The sequence below is a fragment of the Halorubrum sp. C191 genome, assembly GCF_002727095.1.
In the GTDB taxonomy this organism is placed as follows: Archaea; Halobacteriota; Halobacteria; order Halobacteriales; family Haloferacaceae; genus Halorubrum; species Halorubrum ezzemoulense.
The window spans coordinates 163,081-180,182 of record NZ_NHNZ01000051.1 but is presented as its reverse complement, the minus strand read 5'-3'; the positions used below and the strand labels follow the sequence as shown (position 1 = coordinate 180,182).

Genomic DNA, 17,102 nt, shown 5'->3' with positions numbered 1-17,102 from the left:
CGCGCGCCTCCGAGCGCCCGAGGGGGGCGCGAGGAGCGCGACGAGGCCGGGGAGGTGTGTGGAGCGGTGCCGTGCGGGGCGGGGCTCGAGGGGGCAGCCGCGAGGACGAAGCACGGCGACGCAAGCACTGGGAGGAGCGAGCGAAGCGAGCGACTGAAGCGCACAGCGAGCCGCGCGAGTCCTCGCGGCTGGGGCTTCGACGGTGTTCGCCGTCACTCCGCAATCGGCCGCGACTGTGACGGGAATCACCCCAGAGCCGTCGGTCGAGTTCGGTCGCCGGACCGTTTAATAAGCGTCACGCGAACCCACGTACGTGGACAAACTCGTCGTGAGCACGGAGGTGTACGCCGACCCCGAAGACGTGTACGCGTTCCTGCTCGACTTCCCGCAGTACGCGAACTACTCCGAGTACCTCCGAGAGGTCGAAACGGTTACCGGCGACGGCGGCCCCGGCACCCGGTACGCGCTCACGTTCGCGTGGTGGAAGATCTCCTACACCGCCCGCTCCGAGGTGACCGGCGTCGAGCCGCCCGAGCGGATCGACTGGGAGATAACGAAGGACATCGACGCCGGTGGCTGCTGGCGGGTGACGCCGACGTCGACCGACGGGGGCGAAGCGGCCGCCGAGGAGACTGACGACGCGCCCTGCGAGGTCGCGCTCGAAGTCGAGTTCGACCCCGGCTCCGCCAGCCCGGACGCACTCGACCTGCCGCGGCTCGTCTCGTTCGACTGGGTGTTGAAGAAGGCGATCCCGCTGATCCGAAGCGAGGCCGAGCGCGTCGTCGAGCGCGCCGTCCGCGACTTGGAGGGATCGCGACGCGACGTGGACCTCGACGTGTACGTCGACTCCAACCGGATCTGAGCGTGGGCGGCGCGCGGTCCGGTCGGTCCGCGATTCGAAGCCCTTAAGATATTCACCGCGGAACGAACGAATGCGTTCGAGGGCTCGTAGATCAGTGGTAGATCATCCCCCTGGCACGGGGAAGGCCCGGGGTTCAAATCCCCGCGAGTCCATCCTTTTCCTCACTTCGTTCGCTTAGTCATTCCCTCGTGTGGTCCCACTCGCTCGCTGTGCTCGCTCGCGGGACCCCCGCGAGTCCGTATTTTTGCCCCGCGAGAAACGCTGCGAGCGACGTAGACCTGTAACGAGCGGTGACTTCTCCTGATTTGCCATTCTAAATATCAGCAAGTTTGAATAATATTCATACGGCGGATCAGAAAGATAAAACCGCTATATGGCGGCTTCGAGCTACCCTGATGATTGGGACGGGAGGCGCAGAAAAGTTTATTCACGTGACAATTATACCTGCCAACAATGTGGTGCCCGGGGTGGGTCCTCCGGAGATACTGAACTCCACGCGCATCACCTTACGCCACGATCTGAGGGTGGTTCTGATTCGTTAGATAATCTTCAGACGCTCTGCGTTAACTGTCATAATAGTCAACACAAGCACGACATCACACGGGATACAACTCAGAACGACCAACAGGATATAGTGAATAACTACTTGTCTCGTGTATACACAATTTTACCGTTTTTCTTCTTCGTTGTAATTAAGCACCTGATAGCTCCGCTCGCTGCTGGCTATGGTTATTTCTACATTTTGAGTGAAGCATCATCCATTGCGGGAAGTATACACTGGCTTCTCACACCTATTGTGCTGCTCGTACTCGGAACTACTGGTGGGATCCTCGGCCTTCGTTTCCAATCTGTTGTCTTCAAGTCGTATCTCCTCGTGTTCGGGATCCTCGCTTGGTACGTTTCCGGCCAAGATCCGACATTCATTGAGAGATTAGGTAGGATTATGACAGACGCTCACTGGCTTGAAGCTCTTATCGCAATTCCCACGGTTCTGTTCGGTCTGTTCGGACCTTTGCTAATTACTCTCGGCACACGGATAACGGGGACTACAGAAAGCAATCGGATTAATTGAAAGCCGTGAGGACGGCGACGGTCTCCCGGACGGAGAAGTTTCGCGGCAGGTCGCTCATCGCTTGAACCACGAGGCGTCCGGTTCGGGCGCGTCGATGTCCGGCTCGCGGGCCTCTTTGGCCCGCCGCCAGCGAGTAGGCTTCAGCAGTTGGCCGCGGGCGACGACCCCGCGGCAGCACGCGCCGATTCGGTCGGGCCGCCGCACCGCGCTCGGCGGACGGACGTGGAGGCACACCGCCATCGCGAGCGGGAGCCAGAGGAGCGCCGCGACCGCCGCGCCGAGCGCGACGCCGACGACGCCGAGCGCCGCCAACGCCGCCGTCCCCGTCACGAGTTCGGTGACCGCGTCGACGCCCTCCCCGTACCCTTTCCGACCGCCCTCGGGCGGAACGTCGACGGCGAAGGCGGGCACGCGGTCGCCGTCGAGGTTCGCGTCCAAGAGCGCGCCGTACTGCGCCTGCCGCCGGCGGTCGTCGAGCAGCAGGCTCTCGTAGCGCGTTCCCGCCTCCTCGACGACCACGCCGTTGACGGGGCCGAGCGCACGGTCCGGCAGCGTCGTCGCCTCGCCGTGGTACCCCGGCGCGAGGTGGCAGGTGCCGCCCGCGGTCCGCGCGGTCAGGAGCCCGGGATAGGTCGCGGACTCGGACCGCTGGCCGTCGGGATCGGCGGCCGCGTCGGTCGCGTTCGAGGATCGCTCCGCCCCGATGTATCTCGTCGTGAGCCGTGCCGCGCGCTCCGGTACGGAAACGGGGTGAAAAGACGTTATCACCGGTTCCCGTCCCTACTCCGCGACCGCCGCCTCCACGGCCCTGCTCTCCTCGTTCGTCAGGTCGTAGCAGTCGCAGAGGATCTAGTCGATGAGGCGGTCGGTCTCCTCGATCCCCGCGTCGAGAGCACACTCGCTCGCCCGGCCCTACTCCGGCCACGCCTCCCGCTCCCGCCGGTCCGTCTCGCGAGAAAGCTCCGGCGGCACCTCCTCCAGCAGGGCCGGCGCGGACGACCACCCGACGTGCCACGCGACGACCTCCTCGTCTAGCTCCTCCAGCCGCACGTCCTGTTGCCCGTAGTACTCGCCGTCGACCGTACAGGAGCCGCCTCCGTCCGTGATACAGACCTCCCCGCGCTCGTCGTAGGTGATCTGGACGTGGGCGTCGCGCGCGCTGTCAACGAACTCCCACGCGAACCGGTCGCTTCCGACGATATCCTCGCGGCCCGCGAAGTAGTCGAGCGCCGCGGCCACCTCGTCCTCGACGGGCCCCGTGACCGCGCCGTCGTCGTCGCGCAAGTGGATTTTCAAGGGCCGATGCGTCGCGAGCGTGCTCGTCGCGTTCATCAGCCCGGCCGGCTCCTCGCCGTGTTCGAGCCCCTGAACGTGGCCGAGCTCGTGGATGATCGTCGCGTTCATGTCCGCGTCGGAGACCCGGGGATCGACGGTCGCGGTCATCGGCGTCCGCGGCTCGTCGACGAGCAGGTCCGCGCAGCCGAAGTACCGCGTGTCGTTGCCCTCGACGCCGCAGCGCTCCACGCGGTCGAACCGGAGAACGACGTCCGCCCGCGACTCGTCGCTCACCCGCTCGTAGGCGACGGGATAGCCGAGGTAGCGCTCGTCGTTCCGCTCCCAGTACCCCGTCGCGGCCACCGCGACGCCGGAGACGTTCCGGTCGACCGCCGCGTCGTCGACGTAGAGGCCGAGCGTCGTCTCCCCGTACGGGCTCGGGTGCGACAGCGCGACCGCGCGCTCCCGCGTCCGGTTCGCGGTGGTCACGACCAGCGGGTGGGCGCCGCCGTCGCGTCGCACGTCCGCGAACGTGACAGACACTCGGCGCTCCGCGCCGCCGTCGAGCGCGACCGTCCGGTTCGCGCTCGCTCCCGCGCCGTACCGGATCCGGACCGTCTGGGTCCCGGCCCGGTCGCCGACGTTCCTCACCGTCGCCGCCACCGAGAGGTCTCCGCCGTACTCGACGCTGTCGGGGGCGTCGATCGCGGAGACCGCGAACGTCGCCGCGCGGGCCTCTCCGACGACAATCGAGCGGGTCGCCGTCGCCCCGCCGACGGTCACCGTCAGGTCGTACTCGCCCGGGTCGAGCGCCGCGCCGTCGACGCCGGCCGTCACCGTCAGCGTCCCGTTCGCCGGGACGGACCGGTTCTCGGCGACCAACGTCGCGTCACCGACCCGGACCGTCACCCGAACCGGGTCGAGTCCCGCGGCCGAACCCCCCTCGCCCGCGGATCCGCCGTCGCCCGCGAGCCCCTCCCACCGCGCGGTCGCCGCGACCGTCGCCCGCTCGTCGTGGCCGAGCGACTCCGGGGCGGAGACGGACTCGATCGACGGTGACGGGTCTCCGGGGGGGCCGGCCAGCTCCCCGCCGAGCCCGCCGCAGCCGGCGAGCGCGACGAGCAGCGCGACCGCGAGGACGGCGGTGGTCTCACGCATCAGTGATCACAGCCTCCGACCCGGACGCACATAACGTTCGTTCCACTCACCCGCCCCGCTCGGCGGTCGCGACCGGCGTCCGGTCGGTTCCGTGCTCCCCATCTCACGGAACGACACGCGCTTGTCCGTCCGCGCCTAACCGCACACGTGACGCTTCGAAGCGACGTGCTCGCGGCGATCGACGCCGACCGCGGGGCCTTCCGGACACGCCTCTCTGCGCTGACCGACGAGTACGACCTCGACGGCGTGACGCTCCCGACGCACTCGGACGCCCCCGCCGAGCGGGAGCGCGAGGCGCTGTTCGTCGACCGCGTCCGCGCGCTCGACGACCTCCCCCTCGGCCTCACGCTCACCGGCTCGGCGTACCGCGACACGCCGATCGTCTACGTCAACCGCTGGTTCCGCGAGTGGACCGGCTACGGGCTCGACGAGCTCCGCGGTCGGAACCCCCGGCTGTTTCAGGATCCGGACGCCGCCGCCGACCCCCGCGCGGACTTCCGCGAGGCGCTGTCGACGTGGTCCGCGGTCACCGTCGAACTCCGCAACCGTCGCCGGGACGGTACTCCCTTCGCGAACCGCGTCACGCTGCGGCCGCTGTTCGGGGACGCGGGGACCGTCACGCACTGGGTCGCGGTCCAAGAGCCGGAGCCGATCGACGGGCCGGACGCGGGCGTCGAGTAAAATCGCCCCCGAACGCGCCCCTCACCGCAGCGTCGACGTGGGGACGACGGACGGGAGCACGCCCCCGCCGGTCGCGTCCTCGACGACCGCCTCGGCGGCGTGTTCGCCGCTGAGCAGGCACATCGGCATCCCGATGCCGGGGTTGGTGTACGCGCCGACGTAGTAGAGGCCGTCGACGCCGGGGGCGCGGTGGGCGGGGCGGAGCGGCCCCGTCTGTTCGAGGGTGTGCGACAGCGCCAGCGCCGTGCCACGGGGTGCGTTGAACCGCTGCCGGAAGTCGGAGACGCAGGCGGTCTCCTCGAAGACGATCCGCTCGCGGAAGTCGACGCCGGCGTGTTCGGCGAGGTCGTCGAACACCAGGTCGCGGAACCGCTCGCGCGTCTCGGGGTCGTCCTCCAACCCGGCCGCCAGCGGGACGAGCAGGAAGACGGCCTCGTGCCCGTCGGGCGCCGCCTCGGGGTCCGTCTTCGACGGGACGTGGACGTAGTATGCGGGGTCGTCGGGCCACGCCGGCTCGTCGAAGATGTCGTCGAAGTGCGGCCGCCAGTCGGTCGGGAACACCAGCGTGTGGTGGTCGAGGTCAACGTCCCCCTCGACGCCGATGTACGAGAGGTACGCGGAAGGCGCGTACGTCCGCGACTCCCAGTACGACTCGCGGTCGACCGTCCCGCTCGGGAGGAGGTCGCGCTCGACGTGCGGCGGCGGCGCGTTCGCCACGACGCGGTCGAAGCGCGCCGACCGCGCCGCCGCGGTGGACTCGCCCATCGCGCGTCGCTCCGTCTCCACGGTGAACGTCGGCGTCGCCGCCGGCACCGACGGCTCGATCGCGGTCACCGGCTCGTTCGTCCGGATCGTGACCCCGAGGTCGCGCGCGAGGTCGGCCATCGCGTCGACGACGCTCGCGATCCCGCCGGTCGGATGGTAGACGCCGAGGTTCATGTCGACGTGGCTCATCAGCGTGTAGATCGCGGGCGTGTTGTACGGCGACCCCCCGAGGAACACCAGCTTGTACTCCGCGATCTGGCGGAGCTTCTCGCTGTCGAAGTAGTCGCCGACGTAGTCGTCCATCTCGCGGAGCTTCGGCAGCGCCCGCCCGGACCGGAGCACGTCGGCGTCGACCATGTCGCGCAGCCGCGACCGGCTCGGGTAGACGAACCGGTCCATCCCGAGCTCGTACGCCTCCGCGGCGTCGGCGAGGTAGTCGTCGAGCACGTCGCCCGCGCCGGACTCGTACGACTCGAACAGCGCCTTCTGTCCCTCGCGGTCGGCCGGCATCGACGCGCGGTCGCCGTCCTTCCAGATCACCTCGTACAGCGGGTCGAGCTCGACCAGGTCGTAGTAGTCGTCCGTCGATCGCCCGAAGTGTTCGAAGAACCGGTCGAACACCTCCGGCATGAGGTACCACGACGGGCCGGTGTCGATACGGAACCCGTCGCGCTCGATCCGCCCGGCGTACCCGCCGGGGTGCTCGTTGCGCTCGAACACCGTCACATCCGCCCCGGCGTCGGCGAGGTACGAGGCCGTCGAGAGCCCGCCGAAGCCGGCGCCGACGACGGCGATCGACTCCCCGGCCAGCGGCTCGGTCGCCTCCAATAGGTCCGCGTCCGGTTGGGGTGTCATTACGTCTCGCTACGCGTCCGGGACCGTTTACCCTGCGGTCATACCATGTTAGGGGCGCCGCAGTCCCCCGGATCTCGGGGGGCCGTCAGGCGTCGTCCGCGACGCCGTCGCCTTGGAACCGCCGGGCGACGAGCGCGAACAGCCCGAGCCCGATCAGGTAGAGCCGCCACCCGCTGTTCGCGATCGGGAAGCGCCGGTCGACAGGCTCCTCGACGTCGACGTCCGGGTCGCGCGGCTGGACTGGGTTGTTGACGTGGACGGACTCGCTGGTGCCGCCCGCGCCCGCGTCGACGGTCCGCGACCCGCTTTCGGGGTCGACCCGCACGTCGACGAACGTCTGGACAAACCCGTCGGCCGTCGAGTAGACCGCCTTGCCGTCCAGCTGGAAGAACCGGTCGCGGAGCGGCCAAAACGCGTTCACCCCGTCGAGGTGGGTCCAGTCGATCGCGACGTGCGCGAACGCGTGGACGCACAGCGCGACCCACGCGACCGCGATCCACCGCGGCGAGAGCCGGTTCCGGAGCCACGACCGCTCCCGGACCCGCGTGTCGACGTACAGCGCCAGCGCCACGACCGCGGGGAAGACGAAGTTGTGCCCGACCGTGCGGTGCGCGCCGGGCATGATCGGCCCGAGGAAGCTGTCCGCCTCCGGCAGGACAAGTACGACGAGCAGGACCGCGAGCGCACGCCGGTCGTAGTAGGCCCCGAGCAGTCCCGCCGCGAGCAGCAGCGCGAACCCGGCGTGGACGACTGTCGAGGGCATTCAGCGGCTCACCCCCGCGCCTTCGCCGCGGAACCGGAACCGGACGGCGAGCGTCGCGGCCGCGGCGGCGACGACGACTAACTGCCACCCCGCCTCGACGAACCGGAACTCGCGGTCGGCACCCGGATCGAACCCCGGTCGCCCGTCGGGGTTGATCCACGAGGAGACCGGGTCGGCGACCGCCCCGCCGACGCGCTCGATCGGCAGGATCCCCGCCCCCGTCGCGCCCGGGGTCAGGAACGTCTGGACGACCCCCTCCTGAGTCGAGAACACCAATCGACCGCGGACGAGGTAGCGCGCGTCCTCCAGCGGGTAGAGGAGCGCCGCGCCCTCGCCCGCGAACAGCGCCGCGCCGACTCCGGCGACGACGAACGACGCGAGCGCGACCCACGCGACCCGAACCGCTCGGGGGCCGCCCTGCTCGCGGAGGGCCGACGCCGAGCGCAGTTCCCCGTCCCAGTAGAGCAATCCGCCGGCGAGAAGCGGCGTCCAGACGGCGTGGAGGAGGGCGTTCGTCGCGCCGGGGACGGCGAGGCTCGCGGCGGCGTCGAGGCCGGGGAGGACCGCGGCGGCGACGACGACCGCGACCGCGCGCCGATCGAACGCGTCGCCCAGCAGCGCGGCCGCGAGCAGCGCCCCCACGGCCGCGCTCACGAGCGTCGGAGCCATGTCCGTCCTGACGCTCGGAGGCGAATAAGCGCTCCGGGCGGGTCAGTCGCGCCCGTCCCGACGGCCGTCGGCGTCGCCTCCCGTATCGCCCGCGTGCGGATCGGCGAGGTCATCGCCGAACTCGAAGTCGTCGGCGTCCGGCCCGTCCGCCTCGCTGTTCGCTCCCGCGTCGGCGGTCTCGCCCGCGTCGGCCTGTTCCCTGGCGTCGCGCACCGGGACATCGCGCTCGCGGTCGGCGGCGCCGCGCGTCTCCGTTCCCCGGTCGACCGTGACGCGGTCGCCGTCGCTCGCGGCGCCGGCGTCCGTCCCGGCCTCGACGCCGAGCAGCGCGACGGCCACCAGCCGGGCGCCGTCCGCGATCAGGTTCGTCAGGTGGAGACCGCGAGCAGGCCGACGATCCCGAGCGCGGTCGCGAGGGCGGCCTCGGGCGCGGCGTCGATCGTCCAGAGCACCGGGTCACCGTTCACCTCGCCGAACCGCCGGGCGTACGGGTACCGGGCGGGGGCGGCGACGACCGGGAGGGACGCGAGCGGTCGGACGGAGACCATACCGCGGCTGGTTGCGCTCCCGAGAAAAGTCGATCGCTCGGCGGGGGTTCGGGCCGTCCGTCGTCACCCCGCGGCCTACCCGAGGAAGAAGTCGATCGCGTTGCCCGACGACTGGCCCTTGTACAGCTCGGAGTAGCCGCAGTTCGCACAGGAGACGACCACGAAGCTCCGGTTCTGGACGTCGAACATCTTGGTGAGTCCCGTCCCGCTGGTGGCGATCTCGTCGGTCTCCGTCTCTGTGCCGCCGCACTTCGGGCAGCCGTCCTCGCCGCTCCCGCCGAGCGAGTCGCGGCGGTCGTCGGGCCCGGACCCGTCGCCGCGGCCGCCGGAGTCGTTTCGCCGGTTTTCGCGCTCGTCATCGGCCTCGTTCTCGATCAGTTCGTCGTCGCCGAATATCGAGTACGTCTCGTCGTCGGTTTCGGAGGGCATCGGGCCCGGATCCGCGAGCGAGCGGTAAACGCCTTGTGCCCTCACCCGCCGCAACCCAACGTATATGATTGCCGGCCGCCCCGATCAGGTATGACGCGAGTCGCCGTGATCGCGGGCGTCGGCCCGACAATCGGGGCCGCCGTCGCGCGGCGCTTCCACGACGACGGGTTCGCGGTCGCGCTGCTGGCGCGCTCCGAGGAGTACGTGCGCACGCTCGCTGCGGACCTCGGCGGGGACGCCGTCGCGATCCCGACCGACGTGACCGACGACGCTGCCGTTGAGGCGGCGCTCGAACGCGTTCGCGACGAGCTCGGTCCCGCGGAGGTGCTCGTCTTGAACGCGTCGGGCGGCGGCGGGAACCCGGTCGACGACGCGAGCGCTGACCGGCTCCGCGAACTCTTCGACGTGCGCGTCGCCGGGTCGATGGCGTGCGTCCGCGCGGCGCTGCCGGACCTCCGCGAGACCGAGGGGACCGTTCTCTTCAGCGGGACGACGTTCGCGGAGCCGCCCGTGACGGCGCAAGTCGAGTGGGGAGCGGTCGCGCCGGCCGCCCGGGGGCTCGCGCTCTCGCTGGACGCGGCCCTCGACGACGTGTCCGTCACGTACGTCCGGATCGGCTCCCCCGTCCGTCCCGACGCCGGACCGACAGCGATCGACGCGACAGCCCTCGCCGCGGAGTATCGCCGCCTCGTCGACCACGAGGGGATCGCGATGCGAGAGATCGACGTTCGCAAGCGCTGAAGCGTCGCTACTCGTTCGTCGACCCGCCCGCGTCGCCGACCCCGTCGACGAGCTCGTCGGCGAGCCCGGTGTAGCCGGCGGGCGTCAGCGCCGCCAGTTCCGCGCGGACCTCGTCGTCGACGTCGAGGTCCGCGAACAGCTCCCGGAAGTCGTCGAGCGTCACCGACCGGCCGCGCGAGAGCGCCTTCACGCGCTCGTAGGCCTCGGTGTCGCCCTCGCGGCGCAGGATCGTCTGGACGGCCTCGCCGATCACCTCGGGGGTCGCGTCGAGCTCCTCGCGCATGACGGTCTCGTTCGGGACGACCGTCGCGAGCCCGTCCGCGGCCTTCGAGTAGCCGATCAGGCAGTGTGCCAGCGCGGCGCCGACGTTGCGTTTGACCGTCGAGTCGGAGAGGTCGCGCTGAAGCCGCGAGCTCGTCACGTAGTCGGCGAGGAACGTCAGGTCCGAGTTCGCCACCGAGAGGTTCCCCTCGCTGTTCTCGAAGTCGATCGGGTTCACCTTGTGAGGCATCGTCGACGACCCCGTCTCGCCCTCGACGGCCTCCTGCCCGAGGTATCGGTCGGAGACGTAGAGCCACGCGTCGAGGTCCAGATCGAGGAGGACGTTGTTGACGCCCCGCAGCGCGTCGAACAGCGCAGCGAGGTCGTCGCAGGGGTTCACCTGCGTCGCGAGCGCGGTGTGTTCGAGGTCGAGGCCGCGCACGAACGACGCGGAGAACGCCCGCCAGTCCACCTCGGGGTAGGCGGCGCGGTGGGCCGCGTAGGTGCCCGAGGCGCCCGCGAGCTTCCCGGAGAGGTCCTCGTTCGCGACGACGATCCGGCCGAGCGCGCGGCCGAGCCGCGCGGCGTACACCGCCATCTCCTTGCCGAACGTGGTCGGCGTCGCCGGCTGGCCGTGGGTGCGCGCCAGCATCGGCGCGTCGCGGTACTCGTGTGCCAGCTCGACTAAGGCGTCGCGAACCTCGCGGACCGCGGGGACGATCACCTCGCTCACCGCGGGCTTGAGCAGGAGGCGCTGCGCGAGGTTGTTCACGTCCTCGCTGGTGAGCCCGAAGTGGATCCACGGGTACAGCGACTCCGCGTCGTCGAGCGGCGCGTCGGGGCCTTCCGCGATGTCCGCCAGCCGGACGCGGAGGAAGTACTCGACCGCCTTCACGTCGTGGTTGGTCGCGTCGTACCCCGCGGCCCCCTCGGTCTCGAGGGCCTTGACCAGCCGCGCGTCCTCGGCGTCGAACGCCTCGTACACCTCGCGGAGCGCCGCCGCGGTCGCCTCGTCGAAGGGGATCGGCGTCGCGTCGAGCGCGCCCAGCCCGAGCAGGTACTCGACCTCGACGCGGGTCCGGGCGCGCATCAGCGCGGCCTCGCTCGCGTACGGGGACAGCGGCGCCGTCCGGTCTGCGTAGCGGCCGTCGAGCGGCGAGACGGCCGCGAGCGGGTCCGCCCGGGACAGCCCCGCGATGGCGTCGTCCGCCGTCGGTTCGGAGTTGTCGGTCATGTCCGCGACTGCCCGCGGCGCCAGCAAAAGCGTGTCGATAGGGTGACGCACGGACGTGGATCCGAACCGCCGTCGGGTCGCACGAGACGCCCGTTCCGATCCGCAGATGTGGATACAACAGCGGCGCGGACCGCAATCGATATACCCCATCGGTCGGACGTTCGCGTATGAAGATCGCGGGACTCGCGAGCAACCGGGGACGGAACCTCAGACACATCGCCGACGCCGCGCCCGGCGGCGCGGAGCTGTCGGTCGTCCTGACGAACCGCGAGCAGGCGCCGGTGCTGGAGGCCGCGACCGAGCGCCGGATTCCGACCGAGGTCGTCGAGCGCGAGGAAGGCGAATCGCGCGAGTCGCACGAGCGTCGGGTCGTCGAGCGCCTCTCCGACTACGACGTCGACCTCGTCTGCCTGGACGGCTACATGCGCGTGCTCACCGACGAGTTCCTCGACGCCGTCCCGACGACGCTGAACGTCCACCCCTCGCTGCTACCGTCGTTCCCCGGCACCGACGCCCACGAGCAGGTGTTGGACGCGGGCGTCCGGACGACCGGCTGTACGGTCCACGTCGTCACCGAGGAAGTCGACGCCGGGCCGGTCGTCACCCAGGAACCGATCCCGGTGTACGAGGACGACGACGCCGACTCGCTGAAGGCGCGCGTCCTCCGCGAGGCCGAGTTCGCGGCGTACCCGCGGGCGGTCCGCTGGTTCGCCGAGGACCGCGTGACCGTCGAGCGGGACGACGAGGGGAGCCCGGAGCGCGTCACGGTCGCGGGCGACGTGGGCGGCGACTTCCCGGAGCGACGCTTCGTCTCCGAGGAGCGCACCGCCACGCTGCGGTACGGCGAGAACCCCCACCAGGACGCCGCGCTGTACGTCGACGACGGCTGCGAGGAGGCGAGCGTCGTCGACGCCGCCCAGCTGAACCCCGGCGCGAAGGGAATGGGGTACAACAACTACAACGACGCCGACGCCGCGCTGAACCTCGTCAAGGAGTTCGACGAGCCCGCGGCCGCGGTGATCAAACACACCAACCCCGCGGGCTGCGCGGTCGGGTCGGACCTCGCGGACGCGTACGATCGCGCGCTTCGCACGGACGCGAAGTCCGCGTTCGGCGGCATCGTCGCGCTGAACCGCGAGTGCGACGCCGACACCGCCACGGCGGTCGCCGACTCGTTCAAGGAGGTCGTTGTCGCGCCCGGCTACACCGACAGCGCGCTCGACGTGCTCCGGGAGAAGAAGAACCTCCGCGTCCTCGACGTGGGTCCGCTCGGCGCGGGCGACGACCGCTTCTCGGAGCGGTTCACGGAGAAGCCGGTCGTCGGCGGCCGCCTCGTCCAGGAGCGCGACCGGCAGTCGCCGACCGCCGCCGACCTGGAGGTCGTCACCGAGCGCGAGCCGACCGACGAGCAGGTCGAGACGATGCTGTTCGCCTGGAAGACGCTGAAACACGTGAAATCGAACGGGATCCTTTTCGCGACGGGCACCGAGACGGTGGGCGTCGGCATGGGGCAGGTGTCCCGGGTCGACGCCGTGACGCTCGCGGCGATGAAGGCCGAGAAGGACGCGGAGGGGAAGTCCGCCGATGGCGCCGTGATGGCCTCGGACGCGTTCTTCCCGTTCCCGGACGCGGTCGAGGAGGCGGCCGACGCGGGCATCGAGGCCGTCATCCAGCCCGGCGGCTCCGTCAACGACGAGGACGTGATCGCCGCCGCCGACGAGCGCGACATGGCGATGGCGTTCACCGGGTCGCGCTGCTTCCGGCACGATTAGGGGTCACCCCTCCCAGTCGCTCGGGACGTACTGCTCGAACTCGGGGTCGGGCGAGCGGGCGAACCGACGGAACGCCCGCTCCCCGTCGACCCGGAACTCCTCGATCCGCGACTGTCCGGGGCCGGTGAGGTAGCCGACGTAGGACATGGCCCGCGCGTACGCCACGTCGTGCCGAGCGGGGTTGACCGGGATGACGGCGTACTCGTTCCGCAGCAGCGGCGGCGGGTCGTCGATTCCGGACTCGACGTGCCGCGCCAGGACGCCGTCGTCGCCGACGGCGAGGAAAGTGCCGCGGTCGACGAGGGTGTACGCGCCCGACTGCCGGGCGGTGGTCAGCGTCTCGCCCATCCCTTGACCGGTCTCGCGGTACCACTCGCCACCGGGACTGAGCCCCGCCTCGTCCCAGATCCGGAGCTCGCGGATGTGCGTCCCCGACCGGTCGCCCCGCGACAGGAACGTCGCCTCCGTCTCGGCGATCGCCCGAAACGCCGCCAGCGGGTCGCTTCCGGCGGCACCCGCCGGGTCGTCGGGCGGGCCGACGAGCAGGAAGTCGTTGACCATCACCCTGCGCCGGTTGATCCCGTGCCCCTCGGCGATGAACTCGTCCTCGAGCGGCCGGGCGTGGACGAGCACCACGTCGCAGTCCCCGTCGCGGGCGGTGCGGAGCGACGCGCCGGTCCCGCGCACGACCGCTTCCACGGACGCTCCGAACCGGTCTGCGTACCCGCGGTTCAGCACGGGGAGCAGCCCGCTGTCGTACGCCGTGGTGGCGGTGGCGAGCGTCACCGAGCCGCGGCGGGCGGCGGGCTCCTCGGTCTGCTCCGCACAGCCCGCCAGCGAGGCGACACCGCCGAGACCGAGCGCCCGCACGTACTGTCGACGACGCATACGAATGTAGTCGAATTCATCTACGCTTTCGTATTAAGCAACCGGACGTTGTTACAGTCTGAGAACCTGCGCGCCCCGGGTCGGCACCGCGCGACCCTGTCGTTGTACCGTGTGCGGCCCGCGATGCCGATCGGGTCGGACGGGCGTCCCGGCGGAGAGGACACCGGCCGCGCCCGCCTTTCGTATCGAAATTTTGAAACGATAACCCCACGCGGACCGCCGGATCTGCGCCGCTTTTCTCTCCCAGTCTCGTTATCTCCGGACGGAGACCACCGTGGCGCAGTTCGGCAACTCGGTACGGCTGCTCGGAGACCGCGAGTTCGCGGCGCTCGCCGGGACCGCGTTCGCCCGCAGTCAGGCGTACTCGACGATCCTCATCGCCCTCGCGCTGTACGCCGACCTGTTCGGGACCACGGGGTTCATCGAGGGGCTGTTCGGCACCGCGTTCGCCGTCGTCCAGCTCGTCATCGTCCTCCCCTTGGGCCGGTGGGTGGACACCGGCAACGCGAAGCGGTGGCTGCTCGGCGGCTTCCTAATCAACGTCGGCGTCTTCGTCGGCTTCGCGCTGGTTGACAGCTCCGTTCACATCATCCTCGTGCGGATGGTCCAGGGGCTCGGCGCGAGCGTCCTCTGGATCACGGGCGCGACGGTGATCGGCGAGATCAGCCCTGACGACGAGCAGGGTCGCTGGCTCGGCTCGTACAACCAGTTCGCCTCTTTCTCGTCGCTCGCGGGCGACCTGGTCGGCGGCTACCTCCTGTACGCCTACGGCTTCTCCGAGACGTACGTCGTGTTGACCGCCGTCACGCTCGCCGCGTTCGTGCTGGTGTTCGCGTTCCTGCGCGACAACCCCGGCGGCCGGAAGGACCCCGAGGACGCCGGCGGGGTCGAGACGTTCCGGTCGCTGCTCGGCCTCCCGATGCTGCGCGCGCTCGTCTTCTTCCGGTTCACGTTCAGCGTCGGCAAGATGGCGGTGATCATCTTCCTCCCGATCTACGCCCGGACGACGTTCGGCATCTCCGCGTTCGCCATCGGCTGGATCATGGCGGGCGGGAAGGCGACGAAGGCGCTCACGCAGGGGTTCGTCGGGGACCTCACCGACCGCTACGACCGCACCTACCTGTTCGTCGCGGTCGGCGCGCTCCTGTACGGGGTCGGCACGGCGATCATCCCCCTCGCGGCGTACTTCGACGGGACCGTCGCGCCGGTCACCGTCTCGTACCTCGGCGACTCCCAGACGCTCGGCGGGGCCTTCTTCGCGCTGTTCGCCGCCTACTCGCTGCTCGGGGTCGCCGACTCGATCCGGCTGCCGGCGAGCATGTCGCTGTTCGTCGACGAGGGCGAGGCGTACGACTCCGTCGCGAGCGCGATGAGCCTCCGTTCCGTCTCGTGGAAGGTCGGACAGGTCGTCGGGCCGGTGCTCGTCGGGACCACGATGGACTGGACGACCACCGAGACCGGGTTCCTGCTCGCGGCCGGCTTCATCGCGTTCGCGACCACCGGGTTCGCGTGGCAGGCGCGCGGGGCGCACCGCGCGGCCCGAGATCCGGGTCCGGCCGCGCCCGGCGACGACTAACTTCGCCTCAGAGCGTGTAGTCGTGATCGCCCGTCTCGGACTCCAAGAAGGCCGTCAGCAGGTCGACCGTCGCCTCCACGTCGCCGCCGTCGGCCGTCTCGGTGACGGTGTGGAGGTACCGCGTCGGGATCGATATCGCGCCCACGGGCTTCGCGCCCGCCGTGTTCTGGAACCCCGCGGTGTCGGTGCCGCCCGCGGGCAACACCTCGTGCTGGTGGTCGATCCCCTCGTCCTCGGCGACCTCCGTGAGTCGGCTGTGGACCTTCGGGCTGGCGATCACCGAGGAGTCTTTCAGCTTCACCGCTGTCCCCTCGCCGAGGTCGGTGACGGCGTCGGCCGGGTCGCCCACCTGCGGCACGTCGTTGGCGACGGTGACGTCGAGAGCGACGGCGAGGTCCGGGTCAATGTCGACGCCGAGCGCCTTCGCACCCCGGAGCCCGACCTCCTCCTGGACGGTCGCCGCGAAGTGGATCGTCACGGCCGGGTCGTCGATCCGGCGGGCGGCCTCCAGCATCGCGAACACGCAGATCCGGTCGTCGAGCGCCTTCCCGGTGACTCGGTCGCCCATACGCGTCGTGGTCTGGTCGAGGGTGACGAGGTCGCCGACGCTCACCGACTCCTCGACCGCCTCCGCGTCGCGACCGAGGTCGATGAACACGTCCTTCACCTCGTCGTCCTTCTCCCGCTGCTCCTCCGTGAGCGTGTGCGGCGGGACGGAGCCGATGACGCCCGTCAGGTCCTCGTCGCCGTGGACGGTGACGCGCTGTGCGCGCAGGACGCGGGCGTCGAACCCGCCGAGGGGGTCGACTTGGACGAACCCCTCGTCGGTGACGTGCCGGACCATGAAGCCGATCTCGTCCATGTGGGCCGCGACCGCGACCGAGTAATCCGAGTCGCCTTCGATCGTCCCGACGACGTTTCCCATCGCGTCGGTCCGGACGCGGTCGGCGCTGTCGGCGAACTCGCGGCGGACGATGTCGCGCACGTCGTCCTCGTAGCCCGGGACGCCGCGGGCCTCGGTCAGCTCTCGGAGCAGGTCGAAGTCGAAGTCGAACTCGCGCGCCATGCGCCCACCTGACGCGCCAGCGACAAAGGTCCGCAGGATCCGGCACGACCGTCGGCCTTCGGGACCGCTCCACCGGTCGACCCCGCCGCGTCGGCGAGCGCGCATCCGACAACCCTAAATACGTTTATCGTTGTTCCGCAACCCTTTTGCGGTCGCTCTCGGGATGTCGTGTGTATGAGCGACGTGAAAGCGGAACTTCGCGAACAGTTCATGGACGCCTTCGGCGGCGCAGACTTCCCCGTCGAGAACCAGATGGACCTCGTCCCGGCCCTCCCGGACGGTCCGGCGACGAAGTTCGAGGCCGGCGACGTGAGCTTCACCGCGATGGAGATGGCGGCGAAGCTCGGCAGCGAACAGGAGTTCCCCTACGACGACGCCGAGTCGCTCGTCGACGACATCATCGACGGGCTCGACGCGAAAGGGATGCTCTGAGTCGGTCGACCGCCTCACCGCGTTTCTCCTCGCGATCCGCCGCCGACTGTCACCG

The 17,102-nt window shown here is 70.2% G+C and carries 18 protein-coding genes, 1 tRNA gene and 1 pseudogene; 9 read left to right on the top strand and 11 right to left on the bottom strand.

Annotation, left to right across the window (positions count from 1 at the left end):
• The first annotated feature begins 313 nt into the window (after positions 1–313).
• The 4 genes and pseudogenes from Z052_RS04855 to Z052_RS20880 all read left to right on the top strand — a co-directional run bounded on the left by Z052_RS04855 (position 314) and on the right by Z052_RS20880 (position 1,934).
• On the top strand, positions 314–862 hold the full coding sequence (locus Z052_RS04855) for an SRPBCC family protein (protein ID WP_094520401.1): 549 nt from the start codon (positions 314–316) through the stop codon (positions 860–862).
• Between the two features lie 80 nt (positions 863–942).
• Positions 943–1,014: transfer RNA gene (locus Z052_RS04850), tRNA-Ala, on the top strand.
• A gap of 221 nt (positions 1,015–1,235) precedes the next feature.
• Positions 1,236–1,463 (top strand): annotated as a pseudogene (locus Z052_RS20885) (HNH endonuclease); the annotation flags it as partial.
• Between the two features lie 33 nt (positions 1,464–1,496).
• Positions 1,497–1,934 (top strand): hypothetical protein, encoded by a 438-nt coding sequence (locus Z052_RS20880; RefSeq protein ID WP_241897896.1) that lies wholly within the window; start codon positions 1,497–1,499, stop codon positions 1,932–1,934.
• Positions 1,935–1,988: 54 nt separating this feature from the next.
• On the opposite strand, the gene Z052_RS04840 is transcribed toward Z052_RS20880, so the two are convergent.
• The gene (locus Z052_RS04840; protein WP_094520403.1) at positions 1,989–2,702 is read right to left on the bottom strand and encodes a hypothetical protein; all 714 of its coding nucleotides are present in this window, start codon (positions 2,700–2,702) and stop codon (positions 1,989–1,991) included.
• A 144-nt stretch (positions 2,703–2,846) separates the two neighbouring features.
• A complete protein-coding gene (locus Z052_RS04835) occupies positions 2,847–4,367 on the bottom strand; it encodes a matrixin family metalloprotease (RefSeq protein WP_099288863.1) in 1,521 nt (506 codons plus the stop codon).
• Between the two features lie 147 nt (positions 4,368–4,514).
• Between Z052_RS04835 and Z052_RS04830 the strand changes: the two genes are divergently transcribed.
• The gene (locus Z052_RS04830) at positions 4,515–5,048 is read left to right on the top strand and encodes a PAS domain-containing protein (RefSeq protein ID WP_099288862.1); all 534 of its coding nucleotides are present in this window, start codon (positions 4,515–4,517) and stop codon (positions 5,046–5,048) included.
• A gap of 21 nt (positions 5,049–5,069) precedes the next feature.
• Here the strand turns inward: Z052_RS04830 and Z052_RS04825 are convergent, their stop codons facing one another.
• From Z052_RS04825 to Z052_RS04800, 6 genes are all read right to left on the bottom strand, one after another.
• Positions 5,070–6,668 (bottom strand): NAD(P)/FAD-dependent oxidoreductase, encoded by a 1,599-nt coding sequence (locus Z052_RS04825; RefSeq protein ID WP_049931097.1) that lies wholly within the window; start codon positions 6,666–6,668, stop codon positions 5,070–5,072.
• A gap of 85 nt (positions 6,669–6,753) precedes the next feature.
• Positions 6,754–7,431 (bottom strand): metal-dependent hydrolase, encoded by a 678-nt coding sequence (locus Z052_RS04820; RefSeq protein WP_094520405.1) that lies wholly within the window; start codon positions 7,429–7,431, stop codon positions 6,754–6,756.
• Entirely contained in the window at positions 7,432–8,100 is a 669-nt protein-coding gene (locus Z052_RS04815) for a hypothetical protein (RefSeq protein ID WP_094520406.1), read from the bottom strand.
• Between the two features lie 42 nt (positions 8,101–8,142).
• On the bottom strand, positions 8,143–8,439 hold the full coding sequence (locus Z052_RS04810; RefSeq protein WP_089307868.1) for a hypothetical protein: 297 nt from the start codon (positions 8,437–8,439) through the stop codon (positions 8,143–8,145).
• 29 nt (positions 8,440–8,468) lie between these two features.
• Complete coding sequence (locus Z052_RS04805) at positions 8,469–8,648, bottom strand: hypothetical protein (protein WP_049931091.1); 180 nt, start codon at positions 8,646–8,648, stop codon at positions 8,469–8,471.
• A 75-nt stretch (positions 8,649–8,723) separates the two neighbouring features.
• Positions 8,724–9,077: a zinc ribbon domain-containing protein gene (locus Z052_RS04800; RefSeq protein ID WP_049931089.1), complete on the bottom strand. Its 354-nt coding sequence runs from the start codon at positions 9,075–9,077 to the stop codon at positions 8,724–8,726.
• Between the two features lie 90 nt (positions 9,078–9,167).
• Between Z052_RS04800 and Z052_RS04795 the strand changes: the two genes are divergently transcribed.
• Positions 9,168–9,818, top strand: coding sequence for an SDR family oxidoreductase (locus Z052_RS04795; RefSeq protein WP_094520407.1), 651 nt, complete (start codon positions 9,168–9,170; stop codon positions 9,816–9,818).
• Positions 9,819–9,825: 7 nt separating this feature from the next.
• On the opposite strand, the gene purB is transcribed toward Z052_RS04795, so the two are convergent.
• The gene (purB, locus tag Z052_RS04790; protein WP_094520408.1) at positions 9,826–11,313 is read right to left on the bottom strand and encodes an adenylosuccinate lyase; all 1,488 of its coding nucleotides are present in this window, start codon (positions 11,311–11,313) and stop codon (positions 9,826–9,828) included.
• 167 nt (positions 11,314–11,480) lie between these two features.
• Here purB and purH point away from each other — a divergent pair, with 167 nt between their 5' ends.
• Entirely contained in the window at positions 11,481–13,085 is a 1,605-nt protein-coding gene (gene purH, locus Z052_RS04785; RefSeq protein ID WP_049931084.1) for a bifunctional phosphoribosylaminoimidazolecarboxamide formyltransferase/IMP cyclohydrolase, read from the top strand.
• 3 nt (positions 13,086–13,088) lie between these two features.
• On the opposite strand, the gene Z052_RS04780 is transcribed toward purH, so the two are convergent.
• On the bottom strand, positions 13,089–13,973 hold the full coding sequence (locus Z052_RS04780; protein WP_094520409.1) for a substrate-binding domain-containing protein: 885 nt from the start codon (positions 13,971–13,973) through the stop codon (positions 13,089–13,091).
• 274 nt (positions 13,974–14,247) lie between these two features.
• Here Z052_RS04780 and Z052_RS04775 point away from each other — a divergent pair, with 274 nt between their 5' ends.
• Entirely contained in the window at positions 14,248–15,549 is a 1,302-nt protein-coding gene (locus Z052_RS04775; RefSeq protein WP_049931080.1) for an MFS transporter, read from the top strand.
• 7 nt (positions 15,550–15,556) lie between these two features.
• Here the strand turns inward: Z052_RS04775 and Z052_RS04770 are convergent, their stop codons facing one another.
• Complete coding sequence (locus tag Z052_RS04770) at positions 15,557–16,615, bottom strand: M42 family metallopeptidase (RefSeq protein ID WP_089307866.1); 1,059 nt, start codon at positions 16,613–16,615, stop codon at positions 15,557–15,559.
• 174 nt (positions 16,616–16,789) lie between these two features.
• On the opposite strand from Z052_RS04770, the gene Z052_RS04765 reads away from it, so the two are divergent.
• Positions 16,790–17,047 carry an MTH865 family protein gene (locus tag Z052_RS04765; RefSeq protein ID WP_049931076.1) on the top strand — a complete coding sequence of 86 codons (258 nt, stop codon included), beginning with the start codon at positions 16,790–16,792 and terminating at the stop codon, positions 17,045–17,047.
• Positions 17,048–17,102 lie beyond the last annotated feature (55 nt).